The following is an 18,797-nucleotide window of genomic DNA, read 5'->3' as shown; positions in this document are numbered from 1 at the left end:
CACAGAGTGAGGTTCTCAATGTACGCGGTCATAAAAACCGGTGGCAAGCAGTATAAAGTTGCCGTCGGCGAAAAACTTAAAGTAGAACAGATACCGGCAGACATTGACGCTGAAATCACGCTCGACCAGGTTCTCGCAGTGGGCGAAGGCGAATCGATTAAGTTCGGTACGCCGCTGGTCAGTGGGGCTTCCGTCAAGGCTACCGTCGTGTCGCAAGGTCGTCACGCAAAAGTGACCATCTTCAAGATGCGTCGCCGGAAGCACTACCAGAAGCATGGCGGCCACCGCCAGAACTATACCGAACTGCGCATCGACGCGATCAACGCGTAAGCGCAACGGTTAAGGAGCAAATCAAATGGCACACAAAAAGGCAGGCGGATCATCCCGCAACGGCCGCGACTCTGAATCGAAGCGTCTCGGCGTTAAGGTCTACGGCGGTCAGGCTATCAACGCTGGCGGCATCATCGTTCGCCAGCGTGGCACGCGTATGCACCCGGGCGAAAACGTCGGTATCGGCAAGGATCACACCTTGTTCGCGCTGACGGACGGCCACGTCAATTTCTCGACGAAGGGCGCAGCGAAGAAGCACATGGTCAACGTCGTCCCGGCAGCAGTCTGAGCTTACTCAGGCACGGGCTTCAGGACCGGAAAAAGGCCCCGCGAAGTTCGCGGGGCTTTTTTTATTGCAGCGCTTTTTGTCCGAAGAATTAGTGGATTGCATGGCCATATCGGCGCGGTTAGCCGATCGGCCGATTGCCCACCGCACGGCGGGCGCGGCAAAATAGCAGCATCCGAAAGCATCAACCCAGCAGCACCATCTAGCAGCACACCACGGGACGGAGTTACGCATGAAGTTCATTGACGAAGCGAGGATTGAAGTCATCGCCGGCGACGGAGGGGATGGCAGCGCGTCGATGCGCCGCGAGAAATTCGTTCCGTTCGGCGGCCCGGATGGCGGCGACGGCGGCCGGGGCGGCAGCGTGATCGCAGTCGCAGACCGCAACATCAACACGCTGATCGATTACCGCTACGCGAAAAAACATTTGGCGCGCAACGGCGAAAACGGCCGCGGCGCGGACTGCTACGGCAAGGGCGGCGACGATATCACGCTGCGTATGCCGGTCGGCACGACCATTACCGATATGGAAACCGGCGAGCTGATCGCCGACCTGACCGAGCACAACCAGAGCGTGCAGATCGCGCAAGGGGGCGCGGGTGGTCTTGGTAACCTGCATTTCAAATCCAGTACGAACCGCGCGCCGCGTCAGAAAACTGACGGCAAGCCCGGCGAGCGCCGCATGGTACGCCTCGAGCTGAAGGTGCTGGCCGACGTCGGTCTGCTCGGCATGCCGAACGCCGGTAAGTCGACCTTCATCGCGTCGGTGTCGAACGCGCGGCCGAAGATCGCGGATTACCCGTTCACCACGCTCGCGCCGAATCTCGGCGTGGTGCGTGTCGGGCCGAGCCGCAGCTTCGTGATTGCGGACATTCCCGGCCTGATCGAAGGCGCGGCGGAAGGTGCCGGCCTCGGCCACCAGTTCCTGCGTCACCTGCAGCGTACGGGCCTGTTGTTGCATATCGTCGACCTTGCACCGTTTGACGAGTCTGTCGATCCGGTGGCGGAAGCCAAGGCGATCGTCAACGAACTGCGCAAGTATGACGAACTGCTCTATGAAAAACCACGCTGGCTCGTGCTCAACAAGCTCGACATGGTGCCCGAGGACGAGCGCGAAGCGCGGGTGTCGGCGTTCCTCGAAGGCTTCGGCTGGGACGGCCCGGTGTTCGAAATCTCGGCGCTCACCGGCCAAGGCTGCGAGAGCCTTTGCTATGCGATATATGACCACATCGCCGCGCATTCGGACGCACAGCGCGCGGCCGAAGCAGAAGATCTCGCAGCCGACGTGCGCTTCCGCGAGAAGCCAGAAGCGCCGGCCGCTGCTGCGGACGACGTCGGCAGCGACCCGCAGTAATAAGTACAAGCCTGAGCGCCGGCGCCTGCAAGGGCTGCCGGCATGCAATGCATCACGCGTCATCCCGGGAGACCGCGCACAATGCGTTCAGTCATCGCAGATTCACGGCGATTGGTAGTGAAAGTCGGCTCGAGCCTCGTCACCAATGACGGGCGCGGCCTCGATCATGCTGCAATCGGCCGCTGGGCCGCTCAGATTGCCGCACTGCGCGCGCAGGGCAAGGAAGTGGTGCTGGTCAGTTCGGGCGCCATTGCGGAAGGCATGCAGCGCCTTGGCTGGACCAAACGGCCGCGCGAAATCGACGAATTGCAGGCGGCTGCCGCTGTCGGCCAAATGGGTCTCGCGCAAGTCTACGAAAGCCGCTTTGCCGAGCATTCGATCCAAACTGCGCAAATCCTGCTGACCCACGCCGATCTGGCCGATCGCGAACGCTATCTGAACGCCCGGTCCACGTTGCTGACGTTGCTGCGCTTGGGCGTTGTGCCGATCATCAACGAGAACGACACGGTCGTTACCGACGAAATCAAGTTCGGCGACAACGACACCTTGGGCGCACTGGTTGCGAACCTGATCGAAGGCGATGCGCTCGTTATCCTCACCGATCAGCAAGGGCTTTTTACCGCCGATCCGCGTAAGGATCCGCGCGCGACGCTTGTGCAGCAAGCCGATGCCGGTGCGCCGGAGCTCGAAGCAATGGCGGGCGGCGCGGGTTCGAGCCTGGGCCGCGGCGGCATGCTGACCAAGATTCTTGCCGCCAAACGCGCGGCGCACAGCGGCGCCAATACGGTGATCGCGAGCGGTCGCGAAGCTGACGTGTTGTCACGGCTGGCTTCGGGCGAGGCGATCGGCACGCAGTTGATCGCGCGCACCGCACGCATGGCAGCGCGCAAGCAATGGATGGCCGATCACTTGCAAGTGCGCGGCCACGTAGTGATCGACGACGGTGCCGTCGAAAAGCTGATCGAAGGCGGCAAGAGCTTGCTGCCGATCGGCATCGTCGGTGTGCAGGGCGCGTTTGCGCGTGGCGAGGTGATCGCCTGTTTGAGCGCGGCCGGACGTGAAGTCGCGCGGGGCCTGACCAACTACAGTAGTACGGAAACCAAGCTGATCCAGCGGCGTCCGAGCGGCGAGATTGAATCGGTGCTCGGCTATATGCTGGAGCCTGAGGTGATCCACCGCGACAATCTTGTGCTGGTCTGAATCCCCGGCAAGACCCACACCGGAGCCGAACGACAGACAAAAAAGCCGTTCCAGCGTGAGCTGGAACGGCTTTTTTACGTCAGCGGCGGCTTCCGGAGATATTGGAAACCATGCGCGAAAACTGTCTTAATGAATCAGCGAGGTCTGCGTGCGTTTGTAGCGGATGTTCTCGACGATCTGCTTTGCGGAGCCCGTGGGCATCTTGTTCGCGCAGAAGTAATCCTGATACAGCGTTGCCTGATAGGCATTCAGCGCACCATTCTCGATGCGCCTGAAGTCGTTAGCGACGGTTTCATCCCAGCCGTCGTGATCGGCGTTCAGCCCCGCATATTGGCGCCATTCATACGTGTCGCACCGAATTCCTTCGTAGTTCACGTTGCGCGCGCCGCTCGGGCTGGTGACGACGACGGTGTAACGCACCACGCCGTCGGTGCCGACGCTAAGCGAATTTTTATCGACCGCGAAGTGCAGCGGCGTGTTACCGGAAACCTCGAAAGGCAGCAGATTGGAGTCTTGCGGTAGCGGCGGCAAGGTGTCCACCTTGTTTTCAACCCAGTTGCTCGGCCGGTCCAGCAGATAGGCAAACGCGCTGTCGTCTTTATTCGTGGGTTTGCTGGCGCAACCAGCCAGCAGGGCGCCGGTGGCGACGCACGCCACGACGAGAGCAAGTGCTTTCAATATGATTTCCTCGAAAGACGGGTGCGGCTCGTTGATGAGCCACACCCGCGGAGGCGGCGTGGACGGCCGCACAGAGTTGTTAATTGCGTACGCCGGGGCGAAACAGCGAGCCGGCGGCCGTTTCGCGATCCGATTCGTCTTCGTGTGCCGACGCGGAGCCCAGTTCGGCTACCGACCCGGAACCCGGACCGCAATCAGACGCGATCGTCGTGTGAATCGACGTTTCGATGCTGAGGGTGGTCACCGAGGTGGTGACCGTCATCATCGTCGAATCCGGCGGACTTTCCATTGACGGCGCTATCCGGGGATAGCGAGGTCCATGGTGTCCGCCAGGTTTTTCCGCACGCGGCGCAGCCCGGCGCATGAAACGGGATAGCTCCGTCAGCGCCAACTGATACACATCCCGCTTGAACTCGATCACACAGTCGAGTGGCACCCAGTACTCGTTCCAGCGCCACGCATCGAACTCCGGGTGGTCGGTGGCGCGCAAGCATATGTCGCAATCGCGTCCAACCATCCGAAGCAAAAACCAGATTTGCTTCTGGCCGCGGTAATGACCGCGTACTTCGCGCTTGATGAACTTGTCAGGCACCTCATAACGCAACCAGTCGCGCGTGCGACCGATCACCTTGACGTGCTCAGGAAGCAGCCCGGTTTCTTCGTGTAACTCCCGATACATCGCTTGCACGGGGGTCTCTCCGTACTTGATGCCCCCTTGCGGAAACTGCCAGGAATGTTCACGGAGCCGTTTGCCCCAAAACACCTCGTTGTGCGCGTTCAAGAGGATGATGCCGACGTTCGGGCGAAAGCCTTCACGATCCAGCATACAACCACCTTCGAATCCTTTAAAATTGCTTTGATTATAAACAGATAACGGACCCGACGCACCGATTCGCACCAGATTGGAACGATTCGCCGCAAAAGGCCCGCGTTTGCGGTAGCCTGTCAGTCTTTCCGTGCCTTATCCCTTGCTGCAAAGGCTTTGCGCGGCAGCTTCAATGCTGCGATCGGGCCGGTTTTGCCGGGGTTTTGCCTGGTATGCGCAGAACGTTTGCCGCATCTGAGCCGGGTTTTGGCCGGGTCCTGGCGAGCCGTTGGCCGGGCGTTCGGCGAGTCCGAGCCGGCCTCAAGCCGGGTCTGTAAAGATTTCCCCACCGTTTTCACCTTTCGGGCGGTCCCTCCGGAGCCGCCGCTTTTGGAAAATCTGAATGAAAGCTTCCCGTTTCTTTATCGGCACGCTGAAAGAAGCGCCCGCCGACGCCGAGATCGTCAGCCACAAGCTCATGGTGCGTGCGGGCATGATCCGCCGTGTCGCTGGCGGTATTTACAACTACCTGCCGGTCGGCCTGCGTTCGATCCGCAAGGTGGAAGCCATCGTGCGCGAAGAAATGAATCGGGCAGGCGCGATCGAACTGTTGATGCCGGCAGTGCAGCCGGCCGAGCTGTGGCAGGAATCGGGCCGTTGGGAAAAATACGGCCCCGAACTGCTGCGCTTCAAGGATCGCAAGCAATCCGATTTCGTGATCGGACCGACTCACGAAGAAGTGGTCACGGATATCGCGCGCGGCCAGATCAAGAGCTATCGCCAGTTGCCCGTGAACTTCTATCAGATCCAGACGAAGTTCCGTGACGAGATCCGCCCGCGTTTTGGCGTGATGCGCGGCCGCGAGTTCATCATGAAAGACGCGTACTCGTTCGACAAGGACGCGGAAGGCCTGCGCGAGTCGTATCGCAAGATGTACGACGCGTACGTGCGGATCTTCACGCGCCTTGGTCTGGATTTCCGCGCAGTGGCGGCGGACAACGGTTCGATCGGCGGCAGCGGTTCGCATGAATTCCACGTGATCGCCGACACCGGTGAAGACGCGATCGCCTATTGCCCGACCTCGGATTTCGCAGCGAACGTTGAGGCGGCCGAAGCGTTGCCGCTGTACGCGCAACGCGCGGCGCCGACCGAGGAAATGAAGAAGACCGCAACGCCGGGCAAAGCAAAATGCGAGGCCGTGGCCGAGCTGCTGAACATCCCGCTCGAGCGCACGATCAAGTCGATCGTCCTCGCCACGGAGAACGAGGGCGCCGAGCCGACCATCTGGTTGCTGATGCTGCGCGGCGATCATGAACTCAACGAGATCAAGGCAAGCAAGCTGCCCGGTCTGGCGGATTTCCGCATGGCGACCGAAGCCGAGATCATTGAGACCTTCGGCACGCCGCCGGGTTACCTCGGCCCGCTCAACACGAAGAAGCCGATCAAGGTCGTTGCGGATCGCACGGTCGCGAACATGAGCGACTTCGTGGTGGGCTCGAACGAAGTGGATTTCCACACCACCGGCGTGAACTGGGGCCGCGATCTGCCGGAGCCGGTTGTTGCCGATATCCGCAATGTGAAGAAGGGCGACCCGTCGCCGGACGGCAAGGGCGTGATCGACATCTGCCGCGGTATCGAAGTCGGCCACGTGTTCCAGCTCGGCAAGAAGTATTCGGAAGCGATGAACGCGACCTGCCTCGACGAGACCGGCAAACCGCAGCCGATGGAAATGGGCTGCTACGGCATCGGCGTTACGCGTATTCTGGGCGCGGCGATCGAACAGAATTTCGACGACAAGGGCATCATCTGGCCGGAATCGATCGCGCCGTTCGAAGTCGTGCTGTGCCCGATGGGTTACGACCGTAGCGAAGCCGTGCGCGAGCAGGCCGACAAGCTGTACGCGGAGTTGCTCGAAGCAGGTGTCGACGTGATCCTCGACGATCGCGGCGAACGCCCGGGCGTGATGTTCGCCGACTGGGAGCTGATTGGCGTGCCGCATCGTCTGGTGATTGGCGACCGTGGTCTCAAGGACGGCAAGCTCGAGTATCAAGGCCGCCGCGACGCTGAAGCGACGCTGCTGCCGGTCGAAGACGCCGCCCAAACGGTGATCGGCAAGGTTCGCGCCGCGTTGGCACGCTAGGCGGACTCGAGGTGGAATACACCTTTCTGTCCGCCACAGTCCTGCTGATTCTGATCACCGACCCGCTCGGCAACATCCCGCTCTTCATTAGCTGTTTGCGTGGGGTGGCGCCGAAGCGGCGCACGGTCGTCATCCTCCGTGAGGTGGCGATCGCCTTCGCGATCCTGCTGGTGTTCATGGTGGTCGGCGATCGCTTCCTGCGCATGATGAGTCTGACTGACCAGTCGTTGCGCATCGGCGGTGGAATCGTGCTGTTTCTGATCGCGCTCAGGATGGTGTTTCCGCATCCAGACGGTCCGTTCGGCGGCGACACGCGCGGTGGTGAGCCGCTCATCGTGCCGCTCGCCATTCCGGCGCTGGCGGGCCCGTCGGCGCTTGCAACGGTGATGCTGCTGACGTCGCAGGCGCCGGGCAAGATGTTCGAGTGGATCGGCGCGCTGACCGTCACGATGCTTGTCTGTGCGGTCGTGCTGATGCTGGCGGAGCGGATTCAGGCGTGGCTCGGCGAGCGCGCAATGATGGCTTTCGAGCGCTTGATGGGGCTGGTGCTGGTGGCCATCTCAGTGGAGATGATGCTCGGCGGTATCCGGTCGTTCGTGCATCAGCTTTGAGTCGGCCGAGAGGGTGCGGTGCGGGTAGAGCCGCGCTTTGCATCGATCCCAGCAAACAAAAAAGCGGCCGCTGGCCGCTTTTTTGCACGCTTTTTGCACTTAACCGCGTCATCAAACGCGGCTCCTGTTGCATGCGCCGCTCAGGCGCCTTCGGTCAACGCCCGGATAGTCGGGAGGTTGCGCCAGTAGCCTTTGGCATCCATCCCGCAGCCGAACACATAGCGGTCCGGCACTTCGAAACCGCAGTAATCCGGGCGCAGCGGCTTGGCCTTCGGAATGATCTTCTCGCACAACACCGCGCTCAGGAAGCGCTTCGCGCCCATCGCGAGAATGCGGTCGCGGATCGCGGCCATTGTCTCGCCTTCGTCGAGGATGTCGTCGAGCACCAGCACGACACGATCCTTCACCGACTCAGCCGGCGCCACGCGCCACTGCATCTCGTTGCCGCCCTTGGTGGTGTTGCGATAGCGGGTCAGATGGATGTAGTCGAATTCGAGCGGAAAATCGAGGTGCGGCAGCAGCATGCCGGTGAACACCGCCGCGCCACCCATGACCGACAGCACGAGCGGGAAGTCCTCGCTCATCTCGTTGCGGATGGCGGCAGCCATGCCGCTGATCGACGCGTTGACGTCGTCGGCCGAAACGATTTCTTCGGAGTGGCTGAAAATATGGAGAGCTTCTTCGCGGTTCATGACGTCTGACGGGCGGTAACTGTATACATAGTGTGGGTGAGAACGACGGCCGGCGGTACAGAATAAACCCGCACAAATCCGGAGTCAGCCGCGCGTGCCGTGGTTCTTGTACGAAAGCACGCGCGCCGCCGTCTTGCTAAAGCTTAGCGCATGCCGGGCATCATGCCCTTCATGCCGCGCATCATCTTTTGCAGATTGCCGCCCTTCAGCTTTTTCATCATCGTGCGCATCTGGTCGTACTGATTCAGCATGCGGTTGACTTCCTGCACCTGCACGCCCGCGCCCGCGGCGATGCGGCGCTTGCGGGTGGCCTTGATCAGGTCGGGCTTCGCGCGCTCCAGCGGCGTCATTGAATTGATGATGCCTTCCATGCGGCGCATCTGCTTCTCGGCCTGACCCATGTCGGCACCGGCCGCGGCTTGCTGGAACTGGGCCGGCAGTTTGTCCATCAGCGACGACAGGCCGCCCATGCCCTTCATCTGGGTCAGCTGTGCGCGGAAATCGTTGAGGTCGAAGTCGCCGCCTTTCTTGACCTTGTCGGCGAGCTTCTGCGCGGCCTGAACGTCCACGCCGCGTTGCGCTTCTTCGACGAGGGCGAGAATGTCGCCCATGCCGAGAATCCGGTTCGCCATCCGATCCGGATAGAAGATTTCGAGGCCGTCGAGCTTTTCGGCGACGCCGACGAACTTGATCGGCTTGCCCGTCACGTGACGCACGGAGAGTGCTGCGCCGCCGCGTGAGTCGCCGTCGAGCTTGGTGAGGACCACGCCGGTGAGCGGCAAGGCGTCGCTAAATGCCTTCGCGGTGTTGACCGCGTCCTGGCCGAGCATCGCGTCGACTACGAACAGCGTTTCCGCCGGTTTCAGCTCGCTGTGCAGTGCGGCGATTTCCTGCATCATCGCCTCGTCGATACCCAGACGGCCGGCCGTGTCGACCAGCAGCACGTCGTGGTAGTGGCGCTTGGCCCAGTCCACCGCGGCGCGCGCGATATCTACCGGCTTCTGATCCGGTTCCGACGGGAAGAAATCCGCACCGACCTGTTCCGTCACCATCTTCAACTGCGCGATAGCAGCCGGACGGTAAACGTCGCACGAGACCGTCAGGACTTTCTTCTTGTACTTTTCGCGCAGGAGCTTGGCGAGCTTGCCGACCGTGGTCGTTTTACCGGCGCCCTGCAGACCTGCCATCAAAATGACGGCCGGCGGCGTGACGGCGAGGTTCAGTTCGACCGCCTTGCCTTCATAGTCGCCGCCGATCACCGCGGTCAGCTCGCGCTGCACCACGCCGACCAGCGCCTGACCTGGCGACAGGCTGCTGATGACTTCCTCGCCGAGCGCCTTTTCCTTCACCTTGGCGATGAACTCGCGCACGACGGGCAGCGCCACGTCCGCCTCGAGAAGTGCCAGGCGCACTTCGCGCAGCATTTCCTGGGTGTTCGCCTCGGTGAGCCGGGCTTCGCCGCGCAGCGTCTTGACGACGCGCGCCATCCGTTGAGTCAGATTGTCGAGCATGGGGAGCGATGAACAGTGCGGCCGGAGCAGGGCGCGATGCGGGAGACGTCGCGGAGCAGGGGCCTAGTGTAAACTTCGAATATGGATATTGTACTGTATGCCCTCACTGCGCTCCTGTACGGCGGTCTCGCCGTGGCCGGCTGGCGCTCGCACCGGCACGCCGCCCTGCGCCCCATGCTCGAGAGCGTGCCGCCGGTGCCGGCCACGGCAAGCGTCTCGGCGGCTTCGGGCATGAGCGGCTCGGGCCGCGCGCTACTGTTCGTCGCGCTGCTCGCCCACGGTGTGCTGCTGCATGCCACCATCTTTCCCCAGAACGCGATGGTGTTCGGTTTCGCGTTCGCGCTGTCAGCAATGTTCTGGCTCGGCGCCGGCATCTACTGGATCGAGAGCTTCTTCTTCCCGCTCGACGGCCTGCGCCTGCTTGTGCTCCCGCTCGCCTGCGTCGCTTCGTTATTGCCGCTGGCGTTCAATGGTGTGCGCGTGTTGCCGTATTCGGCCGCGCCCATGTTCAAGCTGCATTTCCTGATCGCCAATATCGCGTACGGTCTGTTCGCGATCGCGGCACTGCACGCGGTTCTGATGCTGCTGGTCGAGCGGCGTCTGCACGCAATGCGCGGCGGCATGTCGCAACGCAATGCGGCTGCTGCGGGTAACGGCTGGCTGTCGAGCTGGCTCGACACGCTGCCGCCGTTGCTGACTCTGGAAAAGCTGCTGTTCCGTCTGATCGGCGCGGGCTTCGTGCTGCTCACGCTGACGCTGCTCTCGGGCATCATTTTTAGCGAGCAACTGGTTGACCGTGCATTGCGGCTCGATCACAAAACCGTGTTCGCGATTCTTTCCTGGGTGATGTTCGGCGCGCTGCTGACCGCGCGCAAGGTGTCCGGCTGGCGCGGCCGTGCGGCATTGCGCTGGGTGCTGGCGTCGTTCGTCGCGCTGCTGCTGGCGTACGTCGGCAGCCGTTTCGTATTCGAGGTGCTGTTGCACCGTGCTGTAGTGTGAGTGTCCTGCTATGCGACAAATTTTTCTGCTGATCCTGTTGTTCATCGTCGGCCAATGGCTGGTCAAGGCGCTGCGTCGTCATGACGCGCAAGCGTCGCAACGCGCGGGGGGCGCCGGTGCGAATGGCGCCGGTGGGGCAAATCGCCAAGGCGGCCAGAATGGTCCGAACGGCGGCGCGCGTGGACCCGCTTCCGCACAGCCGCAGCTCGCCGAGCCGATGATCCGTTGCGCCGAGTGCGGCGTGCACGCGCCGAAGAGCGACTCCGTGGTGGTCGCGGGGCAGGCGTTCTGCAGCGCCTCGCACGCTCAGCGCCATGGCGCGCGTCCCACGGGCCGCGACGCTCGATGAATCTCGCGTTCGCCGTCGACGCCGACGGTTGGGTCTCTGCCGCACGCAAACTTCCCTCGCCGAATTTCGAAGCGCGACCCGAAGGGGCCGTGCCCACGCTGATCGTCGTGCACAACATCAGCTTGCCGCCCGATGAGTTCGGCGGCACGGCGATTGCCGAACTTTTCCAGAACACGCTCGACTGCGACGCCCACCCCTACTACGACACGCATCTGCGCGGCGTGCGGGTGTCGGCGCACTTCGTGATCCATCGCGACGGCGCCCTCGAGCAATTCGTCTCCTGCAACGAGCGCGCATGGCACGCCGGGCCGTCGAATTTTTTCGGCCGCGAGCGCTGCAACGATTTCTCGATTGGCATCGAGCTGGAGGGCAGTGACACGACTGCCTTCGAAGCGGCGCAATACCGCACGCTCGCCGCGCTTGTGACGGCGCTCAAGGCTCGCTATCCGGTCGAGGGACTGGCCGGTCACTCTGACATCGCGCCCGGCCGCAAGACCGATCCGGGGCCCCATTTCGAGTGGCAGCGTCTGCAGCGCGACACCGCGCTGGCGGATCAGTATTTCCCCTATCTCAAGTTTTCCAAAACGCGATAACGACCCTTCGCGCGAGTTCGCGTGATGCGAGGAGAACAAGGCGCTGCCTTGTTCTCCGGGGAGTCGGCTTCGCGCCGCGCTATGCAAAAGTCAAGACTTCGAAAGCAAATAAAACGATTTGACCTGTCTCGAATCTCCACTATACTTGGTGCCAGAAATTCGGTTTTGCACTATATCTTGTGGTGGGCTGTGCATAACCGTGTGAATAACTGAGTGCATAACCGAGTGAACAAGTCAGCGGCGCCCCGCTTCCGAGCATGGCGCCGCAAGCATTCCAGGCATTGAAAAAATTCCTGCGGCGCGCCCGGTAACAAGTCGGCAGCGTCCAGAAAAATTCAGGGAAAGGGCACAGCAAGTGATCGCGACTTTTAGCGTGAAGACCGTCATCAATTCGAACCAGGCTTCATCGCTGTCGCATCCCGCCACCCGGCTCAGCCGGCCTTTTTCCTGCGCCCCATCGCTTGCGCACGCGGCGGCGCAGCGTTCGTTTTAATCCGCGGCTTTCTCCGCACCATTTCCAGGACCAGGAGCTTTGCACATGCAAACCACCGACAACGCGACGACCCGGTACGAGGGTTCACAGACTGGCCAGACCTTCGGCCAGGCACAAGGCGCGCAGCCGCTCGCGCCGCAAACGACCTACGCCGACTATAAGGTGATCCGCCGTAACGGCAGCGTGGTGTCGTTCGAACCGTCGAAAATCGCCATCGCCGTGACGAAGGCATTCCTGGCAGTCAACGGTGGTCAAGGCGCAGCCTCCGCGCGCGTGCGCGAACTGGTCGAGCAACTCACGCAGGACGTGGTGCGCGCGCTCGTGCGCAGCCGCCCGAACGGCGGCACGTTCCATATTGAAGACATCCAGGATCAGGTCGAACTTGCGCTGATGCGCGGCGGCGAACACAACGTCGCGCGTGCGTACGTGCTGTATCGCGAGAAGCGCACTCAGGCGCGCGGCCATGACGAGCAGATCGTCGCCAACACGCCGGGTCTGAACGTCACCGACAACGGGGTGACGCGTCCGCTCGACATGGCAGCGCTGCGCGGCATTATCGAATCCGCCTGCGCGAACTTGGGCGACGCCGTGAACGCCGATCCGATCATCGCGGAAACGGTGAAGAATCTGTACGACGGCGTGCCGATGAGCCAGGTCTACGACTCGGCGATTCTGGCTGCCCGCACGATGATCGAAAAGGACCCGGCTTATAGCCAGGTCACTGCACGCATCCTGCTGCACACGATCCGCCGCGAGATCCTCGAAGAGGAAGTCACGCAGACGGAAATGGGCGAGCGCTACGCGGAGTACTTCCCGCAGTTCATCAAGCGCGGCGTGCAAGCCGAGCTGCTCGACGACAAGCTGCTGCAGTTCGACCTGAAGCGCCTGGGCGCGGCGCTCGACAACAACCGCGACCTGCAATTCGGCTACCTCGGTCTGCAAACGCTGTACGACCGTTACTTCCTGCATCACGACGGCGTGCGCATCGAAATGCCCCAGGCATTCTTTATGCGTGTGGCGATGGGCCTGTCGCTGAACGAGATCGACCGCGAAGCGCGCGCGATCGAGTTTTACAACGTGCTGTCGAGCTTCGACTTCATGTCGTCCACGCCCACGCTGTTCAACTCGGGTACCCGCCGCTCGCAACTGTCGTCGTGCTACCTGACCACGGTCGACGACGACCTCGACGGCATCTACGAAGCGCTGAAGGAAAACGCGCTGCTGTCGAAATTCGCCGGCGGCCTGGGCAACGACTGGACCCGCGTGCGTGCGCTCGGTTCGCACATCAAGGGCACCAACGGCAAGTCGCAAGGCGTGGTGCCGTTCCTGAAGGTCGTCAACGACACCGCAGTGGCGGTCAACCAGGGCGGCAAGCGCAAGGGCGCGGTCTGCGCGTACCTGGAAACGTGGCACCTGGACATCGAGGAATTCCTCGAGCTGCGTAAGAACACCGGCGACGACCGTCGCCGCACCCACGACATGAACACGGCGAACTGGATTCCCGACCTGTTCATGAAGCGCGTGCACGAAGGCGGTGACTGGACGCTGTTCTCGCCGTCCACCTGCCCGGATCTGCACGACAAGTTTGGCGCGGAATTCGAAGCGGCTTACACGGCTTACGAAGACAAGGTCGCGCGCGGCGAGATCAAGCTGTTCAAGAAGCTGCCGGCGGCACAACTGTGGCGCAAGATGCTGGGCATGCTGTTCGAAACCGGCCACCCGTGGATCACGTTCAAGGATCCGTGCAATGTGCGCTCGCCGCAACAGCACGTCGGCGTCGTCCACTCGTCGAATCTGTGCACGGAAATCACGCTGAACACCAGCGACTCGGAAATCGCCGTCTGCAACCTGGGCTCGGTGAACCTCGTCGCTCACCTGAAGGAGCAGGCTGACGGCACCCTGGCGCTCGACCACGACAAGCTCAAGCGCACCGTCAGCGTGGCGATGCGCATGCTCGACAACGTAATCGACATCAATTACTACGCGGTTGCCAAGGCACGTAACTCGAACCTGAAGCACCGTCCGGTCGGCATGGGCATCATGGGCTTCCAGGACTGCCTGCACCTGCTGCGCACGCCGTACGCGTCGCAAGAGGCGGTGGAGTTCGCCGATACGTCGATGGAAGCGGTCTGCTACTACGCTTACTACGCGTCGACCGAACTGGCGCAGGAACGCGGCCGTTACTCCAGCTACCGCGGCTCGCTGTGGGACCGCGGCATCCTCCCGCAAGACTCGGTGAAGCTGCTGGCCGAAGCGCGCGGCGGTTACGTCGAAGTCGATTCGAGCGAATCGATGGACTGGACCGAACTGCGTTCGCGCATCGCCACCTACGGCATGCGCAACTCGAACTGCATCGCGATCGCGCCGACGGCGACGATCTCGAACATCATCGGCGTGTCGGCCTGTATCGAACCGACCTTCCAGAACCTGTATGTGAAGTCGAATCTGTCGGGCGAATTCACGGTGGTCAACGACTACCTGGTGCGCGACCTGAAGGCGCGCGGCCTGTGGGACGAAGTGATGGTCGCCGACCTGAAATACTTCGACGGCACGCTCTCGCGCATCGACCGCATCCCGGCCGACCTGCGCGCGATCTACGCGACCGCGTTTGAAGTCGATCCGAAGTGGCTGGTCGAAGCGGCTTCGCGCCGTCAGAAGTGGATCGACCAGGCGCAGTCGCTGAACATCTACATGGGCGGCGCGTCGGGTAAGAAGCTCGACGAGATCTACAAGCTCGCATGGGTGCGCGGCCTGAAGACCACCTACTACCTCCGCACGATGGCGGCAACGCACGTCGAGAAGTCGACGGTGGCACACGGCGCGCTGAACGCGGTGAGCTCGGGTGGCGGCGAAGGGTCGGGCGGCGCGGGCGGTGTCGGCGGTGGCGCGGCAGGCAGCTTCGGCGCGAACGGCGGTGCGGCTTCGGGCGGCATCCAGGTAGCGGCGGCAGCGCCGGCCGTTGCAGTCGAAGCAGCGCCGGAAGCGGACGGTCCGGTGTGCATGATGCGTCCGGGCGACCCGGGTTTCGACGAGTGCGAGGCTTGCCAGTAAGCGTCTGGCAACTGCGAGGCGAGCACGAAGCAGGCGGCAGGATCGCTGCGTGGCGGATGGGGTAGGTAAAGACCCGCATGCAGCGATCGGCAAGCCTGATAGAAGCAGTACAGAAGTGAAGTAGACGAGCGGCGCGGCGAAACAGAATCGACGTCACACCGCTCGTCGAACAGCAGCGAAGCATGGCAAGCGGTAAGCAGGCAGTAGATGAAGCAGTCGGCAGCACAGACGAAGCGCTCGACATGAAGCGCTCAGCAAACGCTCCGGTCAAAGGTCGAACGACACAGCCGGCCAGAAGCATCGCTCGATGTTGCATTGAACTTCACCTCGCCAGCGCTGACGAACAGGCAATCCGCCGCGTCAGCGAGGCAGCAGGAAGCAATCGCAAAACGCTGCAAGCACGCTCCGCAATACAGATAGATAGAGCAGCGAAACGTCGCTTCGACACGTTGCTCTTCGAGCTCGCGAAGCACTTCGACGACACGCGTTCAACACGCTTCACATGAGGCGACACACACAGTCTGTTGAACAAAGTGTTGTATGAACGTAGCAACGCGAATCGAAAACAGGATTTTTCATCAGCGAACTCTTTTATCGCTCGTGAAAAGATGGTACAAACCGTTCTAAATTGATGGTGACATTTATGCTCAACTGGGATGACGAGATCACTGCCGTAACTCCCTCGAGCGCTACGCAACTGAATGTGTTGCGCAACGCTGCGGGATCGGCTGTCGGTTCGCAAGTCGGAACGCGTTCCGCTCCTCATGCTCCCTCGGACCGAAACGTCTTCGCGTCTCAAGACGTTTTCGAAAAAGGCATTGCCGCTGCTCACGCTGCCGGAACGGCTGCGATTTCCGAAGCGCGGGTCAATGTCGCCGACAAGCGCATCATCAACGGCCAGACCGACGTCAACCAGTTGGTGCCGTTCAAATACAAGTGGGCCTGGGAAAAGTATCTGGCGGGTTGTGCCAACCACTGGATGCCGCAAGAAGTGAACATGTCGCGCGACATCGCCCTCTGGAAAGACCCGAACGGGCTGACCGAAGACGAGCGCCGCATCGTCAAGCGCAACCTGGGCTTCTTCGTGACGGCTGACTCGCTCGCCGCCAACAACATCGTGCTGGGCACCTACCGCCACATCACGGCGCCCGAATGCCGCCAGTTCCTGCTGCGTCAGGCGTTCGAAGAGGCGATCCACACGCACGCTTACCAGTACATCGTCGAATCGCTGGGCCTCGACGAAGGCGAAATCTTCAACGCGTATCACGAGGTTGCCTCGATCCGCGCGAAAGACGAATTCCTGATTCCGTACATCAATGTGCTGACCGATCCGGGCTTCAAGACCGGCACGCTCGAGACCGACCAGACGCTGCTGCGCTCGCTGATCGTGTTCGCCTGCGTGATGGAAGGCCTGTTCTTCTACGTCGGCTTTACGCAAATCCTGGCGCTTGGCCGTCAGAACAAGATGACCGGCGCGGCGGAACAGTACCAGTACATCCTGCGCGACGAGTCGATGCACTGCAATTTCGGCATCGACCTGATCAACCAGATCAAACTCGAAAACCCGCAACTCTGGACGGCTGAGTTCCGCGCGGACATCCGCGAGATCTTCCAGCAAGCGGTCGAACTTGAGTATCGTTACGCGGAAGACACGATGCCGCGCGGCGTGCTCGGCCTCAATGCGTCGATGTTCAAGAGCTATCTGCGCTTCATCTGCAACCGCCGTTGCCAGCAGATCGGTCTCGATCCGCTGTACCCGAACGAGGAAAACCCGTTCCCGTGGATGAGCGAGATGATCGACCTGAAGAAGGAACGCAACTTCTTCGAGACGCGAGTGATCGAATATCAGACTGGCGGCGCGTTGACCTGGGAGTGATCCGGGTCCGAGTCGCAGATGCATTTCATTTTGGGGATGCCGGCAGGCCTCGGCCGCGGCAATTTAGTTAGGAGCAGAACCGCCTGATGCAAATCGTGCCCGGTGCGCCGCGTGCCTTCGCGGCCCACAAACATGGCTGGCACTTTGCGAACCCTTCAGTGGGATGGGCAAACTTCCCCCCGGAAAAAGCCGCTGGCGTTCGCGCCGGCGGCCCGATCAAGCAATTGCCGATGCTGATATCCAGCATCGACCAGATCTGGCGCGCGGTGCCCATTGGCACCGCGCGCCTTACCGCATTCATTAGCGTAAGCGCGCGGCACCTGCGTACGCCGATGAATAGCCCGCTTCGTAGCGCGCGCCCTGAGAAGCGTCCGCGGGAAACGGGTTTTGACGAAGGGTGTAGTTTGAACTGACTCTCATCTGAAAACCTGAAGGAGAAAATGATGGCAACTGCAAAGAAAGCGGCAGCTAAGAAACCCGCAGCCAAGAAGGCCGCACCGGCCAAGAAGGCTGCTCCGGCGAAAAAAGTCGCTGCAAAGAAAGTCGCAGTGAAGAAGGTTGCAGCGAAGAAGGCAGCACCGGCTAAGAAGGTTGCAGCGAAGAAAGCTGCTCCGGCCAAGAAGGTTGCAGCCAAGAAAGTCGCCGTGAAGAAGGTTGCAGCGAAGAAGGCGCCGGCCAAGAAGGCAGCACCGGCGAAGAAAGCTGCAGTGAAGAAGGTTGCAGCGAAGAAGGCAGCACCGGCGAAGAAGGCCGCAGCAAAGAAGGCAGCACCGGCTAAGAAGGCTGCTGCGAAGAAGGCTGCGCCTGCGAAAAAGGCTGCTGCCAAGAAAGCTGCGCCTGCGAAGAAGGCTGCTGCCAAAAAGGCTGCGCCTGCCAAGAAGGCTGCCGCGAAGAAGGCCGCTGCTCCTGCCAAGAAGGCTGCGCCTGCGAAGAAGGCTGTCGCCAAGAAGGCGGCTCCTGCACCCGCTGCGACTTCTGTCTCGAGCGCACCGGCAGCAACGGTGAAGACCGCGCTGAACCCGGCAGCGGCATGGCCGTTCCCGACGGGCAGCCGTCCGTAATCTGGACGACAAGCGGAAGAAGTACTTCGACACGCCGTACCTGTGTCGATGATCGAGTAGCGCTTAAGTAGCATGACCGAGCGCTACTCGGTCAGGGTCCCGTTGCCGGGTTTCTGGCGACGGGATTTTTTTTTGCCCTGGCGAACGCGGCCGCTACCAGAAACGCTTTAAAAGCGGCAGGCGAAAAAAAACGCATGCACAGGGGAGGGCATGCGTTTGAGGTCGTCGCGGAAGCCCGTGAAGCGCGACCGCACGAGAGGGGAAACCTAGTGTGTGACGCGCGTGACGCCGCCGCTGGAGAGCAGCCGGACGCGGTCGCCGGCGCGGAAGATTTCGCCGGTGGCGCTTTGCGTGATTGCGCGCATGTCGCCGTTATCGAGTCGCACGGTGATCTCGAGGCCGTCGTGCACCGCGACGCCGTTCTCGACCGCATTGCCTGCCACCGCACCGGCCAGGCCGCCGATGATGCCGGTCACGATCGAGCCGCGGCCGCCGCCGATCGCGCTGCCGGCTACCGCGCCCAGTGCGCCGCCGCCGATCGCGCCCAGGCCGCTCGGCTGGCCGTTGTTCGAACTGATCTTCACTGCGCGCACGCTGTCGACCGTGCCCATGCGAACCGTTTCTTCCCGCTGTGCCTGCGATGCCGTGTAGACGTCGGCGGAACTGCTGTTGTATGCACACCCCGACATGGCCAGCGAACCGGCGATCAAGGCGGCCACGACCAGACGACTCGTTGTTCTCATTCCCTAACTCCAGTAGCTTGCGGTA

19 protein-coding genes are annotated in these 18,797 nt (G+C 61.9%); 14 read left to right on the top strand and 5 right to left on the bottom strand.

Annotated elements, in window-relative coordinates:
• Window positions 1-18 precede the first annotated feature (18 nt).
• From rplU to proB, 4 genes are all read left to right on the top strand, one after another.
• Entirely contained in the window at window positions 19-330 is a 312-nt protein-coding gene (gene rplU, locus AC57B6_RS08345; protein WP_007180329.1) for a 50S ribosomal protein L21, read from the top strand.
• Between the two features lie 25 nt (window positions 331-355).
• A complete protein-coding gene (gene rpmA, locus AC57B6_RS08340) occupies window positions 356-619 on the top strand; it encodes a 50S ribosomal protein L27 (RefSeq protein WP_007180330.1) in 264 nt (87 codons plus the stop codon).
• Window positions 620-848: 229 nt separating this feature from the next.
• A complete protein-coding gene (gene cgtA, locus AC57B6_RS08335; protein ID WP_028196473.1) occupies window positions 849-1,970 on the top strand; it encodes an Obg family GTPase CgtA in 1,122 nt (373 codons plus the stop codon).
• A gap of 81 nt (window positions 1,971-2,051) precedes the next feature.
• The gene (proB, locus tag AC57B6_RS08330; protein WP_028196472.1) at window positions 2,052-3,170 is read left to right on the top strand and encodes a glutamate 5-kinase; all 1,119 of its coding nucleotides are present in this window, start codon (window positions 2,052-2,054) and stop codon (window positions 3,168-3,170) included.
• Between the two features lie 126 nt (window positions 3,171-3,296).
• Here proB and AC57B6_RS08325 read toward each other — a convergent pair whose 3' ends face one another.
• Both AC57B6_RS08325 and AC57B6_RS08320 read right to left on the bottom strand, forming a co-directional pair.
• Window positions 3,297-3,848 carry a CNP1-like family protein gene (locus tag AC57B6_RS08325; protein ID WP_028196471.1) on the bottom strand — a complete coding sequence of 184 codons (552 nt, stop codon included), beginning with the start codon at window positions 3,846-3,848 and terminating at the stop codon, window positions 3,297-3,299.
• Window positions 3,849-3,927: 79 nt separating this feature from the next.
• A complete protein-coding gene (locus AC57B6_RS08320; RefSeq protein ID WP_029673762.1) occupies window positions 3,928-4,674 on the bottom strand; it encodes an RNA pyrophosphohydrolase in 747 nt (248 codons plus the stop codon).
• Window positions 4,675-5,056: 382 nt separating this feature from the next.
• Here AC57B6_RS08320 and AC57B6_RS08315 point away from each other — a divergent pair, with 382 nt between their 5' ends.
• Window positions 5,057-6,793 (top strand): proline--tRNA ligase, encoded by a 1,737-nt coding sequence (locus AC57B6_RS08315; protein ID WP_028196469.1) that lies wholly within the window; start codon window positions 5,057-5,059, stop codon window positions 6,791-6,793.
• 11 nt (window positions 6,794-6,804) lie between these two features.
• Window positions 6,805-7,404 (top strand): MarC family protein, encoded by a 600-nt coding sequence (locus AC57B6_RS08310; RefSeq protein ID WP_028196468.1) that lies wholly within the window; start codon window positions 6,805-6,807, stop codon window positions 7,402-7,404.
• Between the two features lie 140 nt (window positions 7,405-7,544).
• Here AC57B6_RS08310 and AC57B6_RS08305 read toward each other — a convergent pair whose 3' ends face one another.
• Window positions 7,545-8,096 carry a hypoxanthine-guanine phosphoribosyltransferase gene (locus AC57B6_RS08305; protein WP_012434394.1) on the bottom strand — a complete coding sequence of 184 codons (552 nt, stop codon included), beginning with the start codon at window positions 8,094-8,096 and terminating at the stop codon, window positions 7,545-7,547.
• 143 nt (window positions 8,097-8,239) lie between these two features.
• Window positions 8,240-9,607: a signal recognition particle protein gene (gene ffh / locus AC57B6_RS08300; protein ID WP_028196467.1), complete on the bottom strand. Its 1,368-nt coding sequence runs from the start codon at window positions 9,605-9,607 to the stop codon at window positions 8,240-8,242.
• A gap of 81 nt (window positions 9,608-9,688) precedes the next feature.
• Here ffh and AC57B6_RS08295 point away from each other — a divergent pair, with 81 nt between their 5' ends.
• The 8 genes from AC57B6_RS08295 to AC57B6_RS08260 all read left to right on the top strand — a co-directional run bounded on the left by AC57B6_RS08295 (window position 9,689) and on the right by AC57B6_RS08260 (window position 18,029).
• Complete coding sequence (locus AC57B6_RS08295) at window positions 9,689-10,606, top strand: cytochrome C assembly family protein (RefSeq protein ID WP_028196466.1); 918 nt, start codon at window positions 9,689-9,691, stop codon at window positions 10,604-10,606.
• A 10-nt stretch (window positions 10,607-10,616) separates the two neighbouring features.
• Window positions 10,617-10,955 (top strand): PP0621 family protein, encoded by a 339-nt coding sequence (locus AC57B6_RS08290; protein ID WP_028196465.1) that lies wholly within the window; start codon window positions 10,617-10,619, stop codon window positions 10,953-10,955.
• Window positions 10,952-11,548, top strand: a complete 597-nt coding sequence (gene ampD, locus AC57B6_RS08285) for a 1,6-anhydro-N-acetylmuramyl-L-alanine amidase AmpD (RefSeq protein ID WP_474633453.1) — start codon at window positions 10,952-10,954, stop codon at window positions 11,546-11,548. The genes AC57B6_RS08290 and ampD overlap by 4 nt, the downstream gene beginning before the upstream one ends.
• Before the next feature lie 538 nt (window positions 11,549-12,086).
• Window positions 12,087-15,092 (top strand): ribonucleoside-diphosphate reductase subunit alpha, encoded by a 3,006-nt coding sequence (locus AC57B6_RS08280; RefSeq protein WP_496420966.1) that lies wholly within the window; start codon window positions 12,087-12,089, stop codon window positions 15,090-15,092.
• Window positions 15,093-15,274: 182 nt separating this feature from the next.
• The gene (locus tag AC57B6_RS08275; RefSeq protein ID WP_028359520.1) at window positions 15,275-15,598 is read left to right on the top strand and encodes a hypothetical protein; all 324 of its coding nucleotides are present in this window, start codon (window positions 15,275-15,277) and stop codon (window positions 15,596-15,598) included.
• Window positions 15,599-15,735: 137 nt separating this feature from the next.
• Window positions 15,736-16,968, top strand: a complete 1,233-nt coding sequence (locus AC57B6_RS08270; protein ID WP_028196461.1) for a ribonucleotide-diphosphate reductase subunit beta — start codon at window positions 15,736-15,738, stop codon at window positions 16,966-16,968.
• An 86-nt stretch (window positions 16,969-17,054) separates the two neighbouring features.
• The gene (locus AC57B6_RS08265) at window positions 17,055-17,381 is read left to right on the top strand and encodes a hypothetical protein (protein WP_028196460.1); all 327 of its coding nucleotides are present in this window, start codon (window positions 17,055-17,057) and stop codon (window positions 17,379-17,381) included.
• A gap of 30 nt (window positions 17,382-17,411) precedes the next feature.
• Window positions 17,412-18,029 carry a histone H1-like DNA-binding protein gene (locus AC57B6_RS08260; RefSeq protein WP_028196459.1) on the top strand — a complete coding sequence of 206 codons (618 nt, stop codon included), beginning with the start codon at window positions 17,412-17,414 and terminating at the stop codon, window positions 18,027-18,029.
• Between the two features lie 266 nt (window positions 18,030-18,295).
• Here the strand turns inward: AC57B6_RS08260 and AC57B6_RS08255 are convergent, their stop codons facing one another.
• Window positions 18,296-18,772 carry an outer membrane lipoprotein gene (locus tag AC57B6_RS08255; RefSeq protein WP_028196458.1) on the bottom strand — a complete coding sequence of 159 codons (477 nt, stop codon included), beginning with the start codon at window positions 18,770-18,772 and terminating at the stop codon, window positions 18,296-18,298.
• Between the last annotated feature and the right edge of the window lie 25 nt (window positions 18,773-18,797).

The sequence above is a fragment of the Paraburkholderia sp. BGA-UO-ETr-F12 genome, from assembly GCF_059567945.1.
Note: the sequence above shows the minus strand (reverse complement) of the source record. Positions and strands in the feature narration are given on the sequence as shown.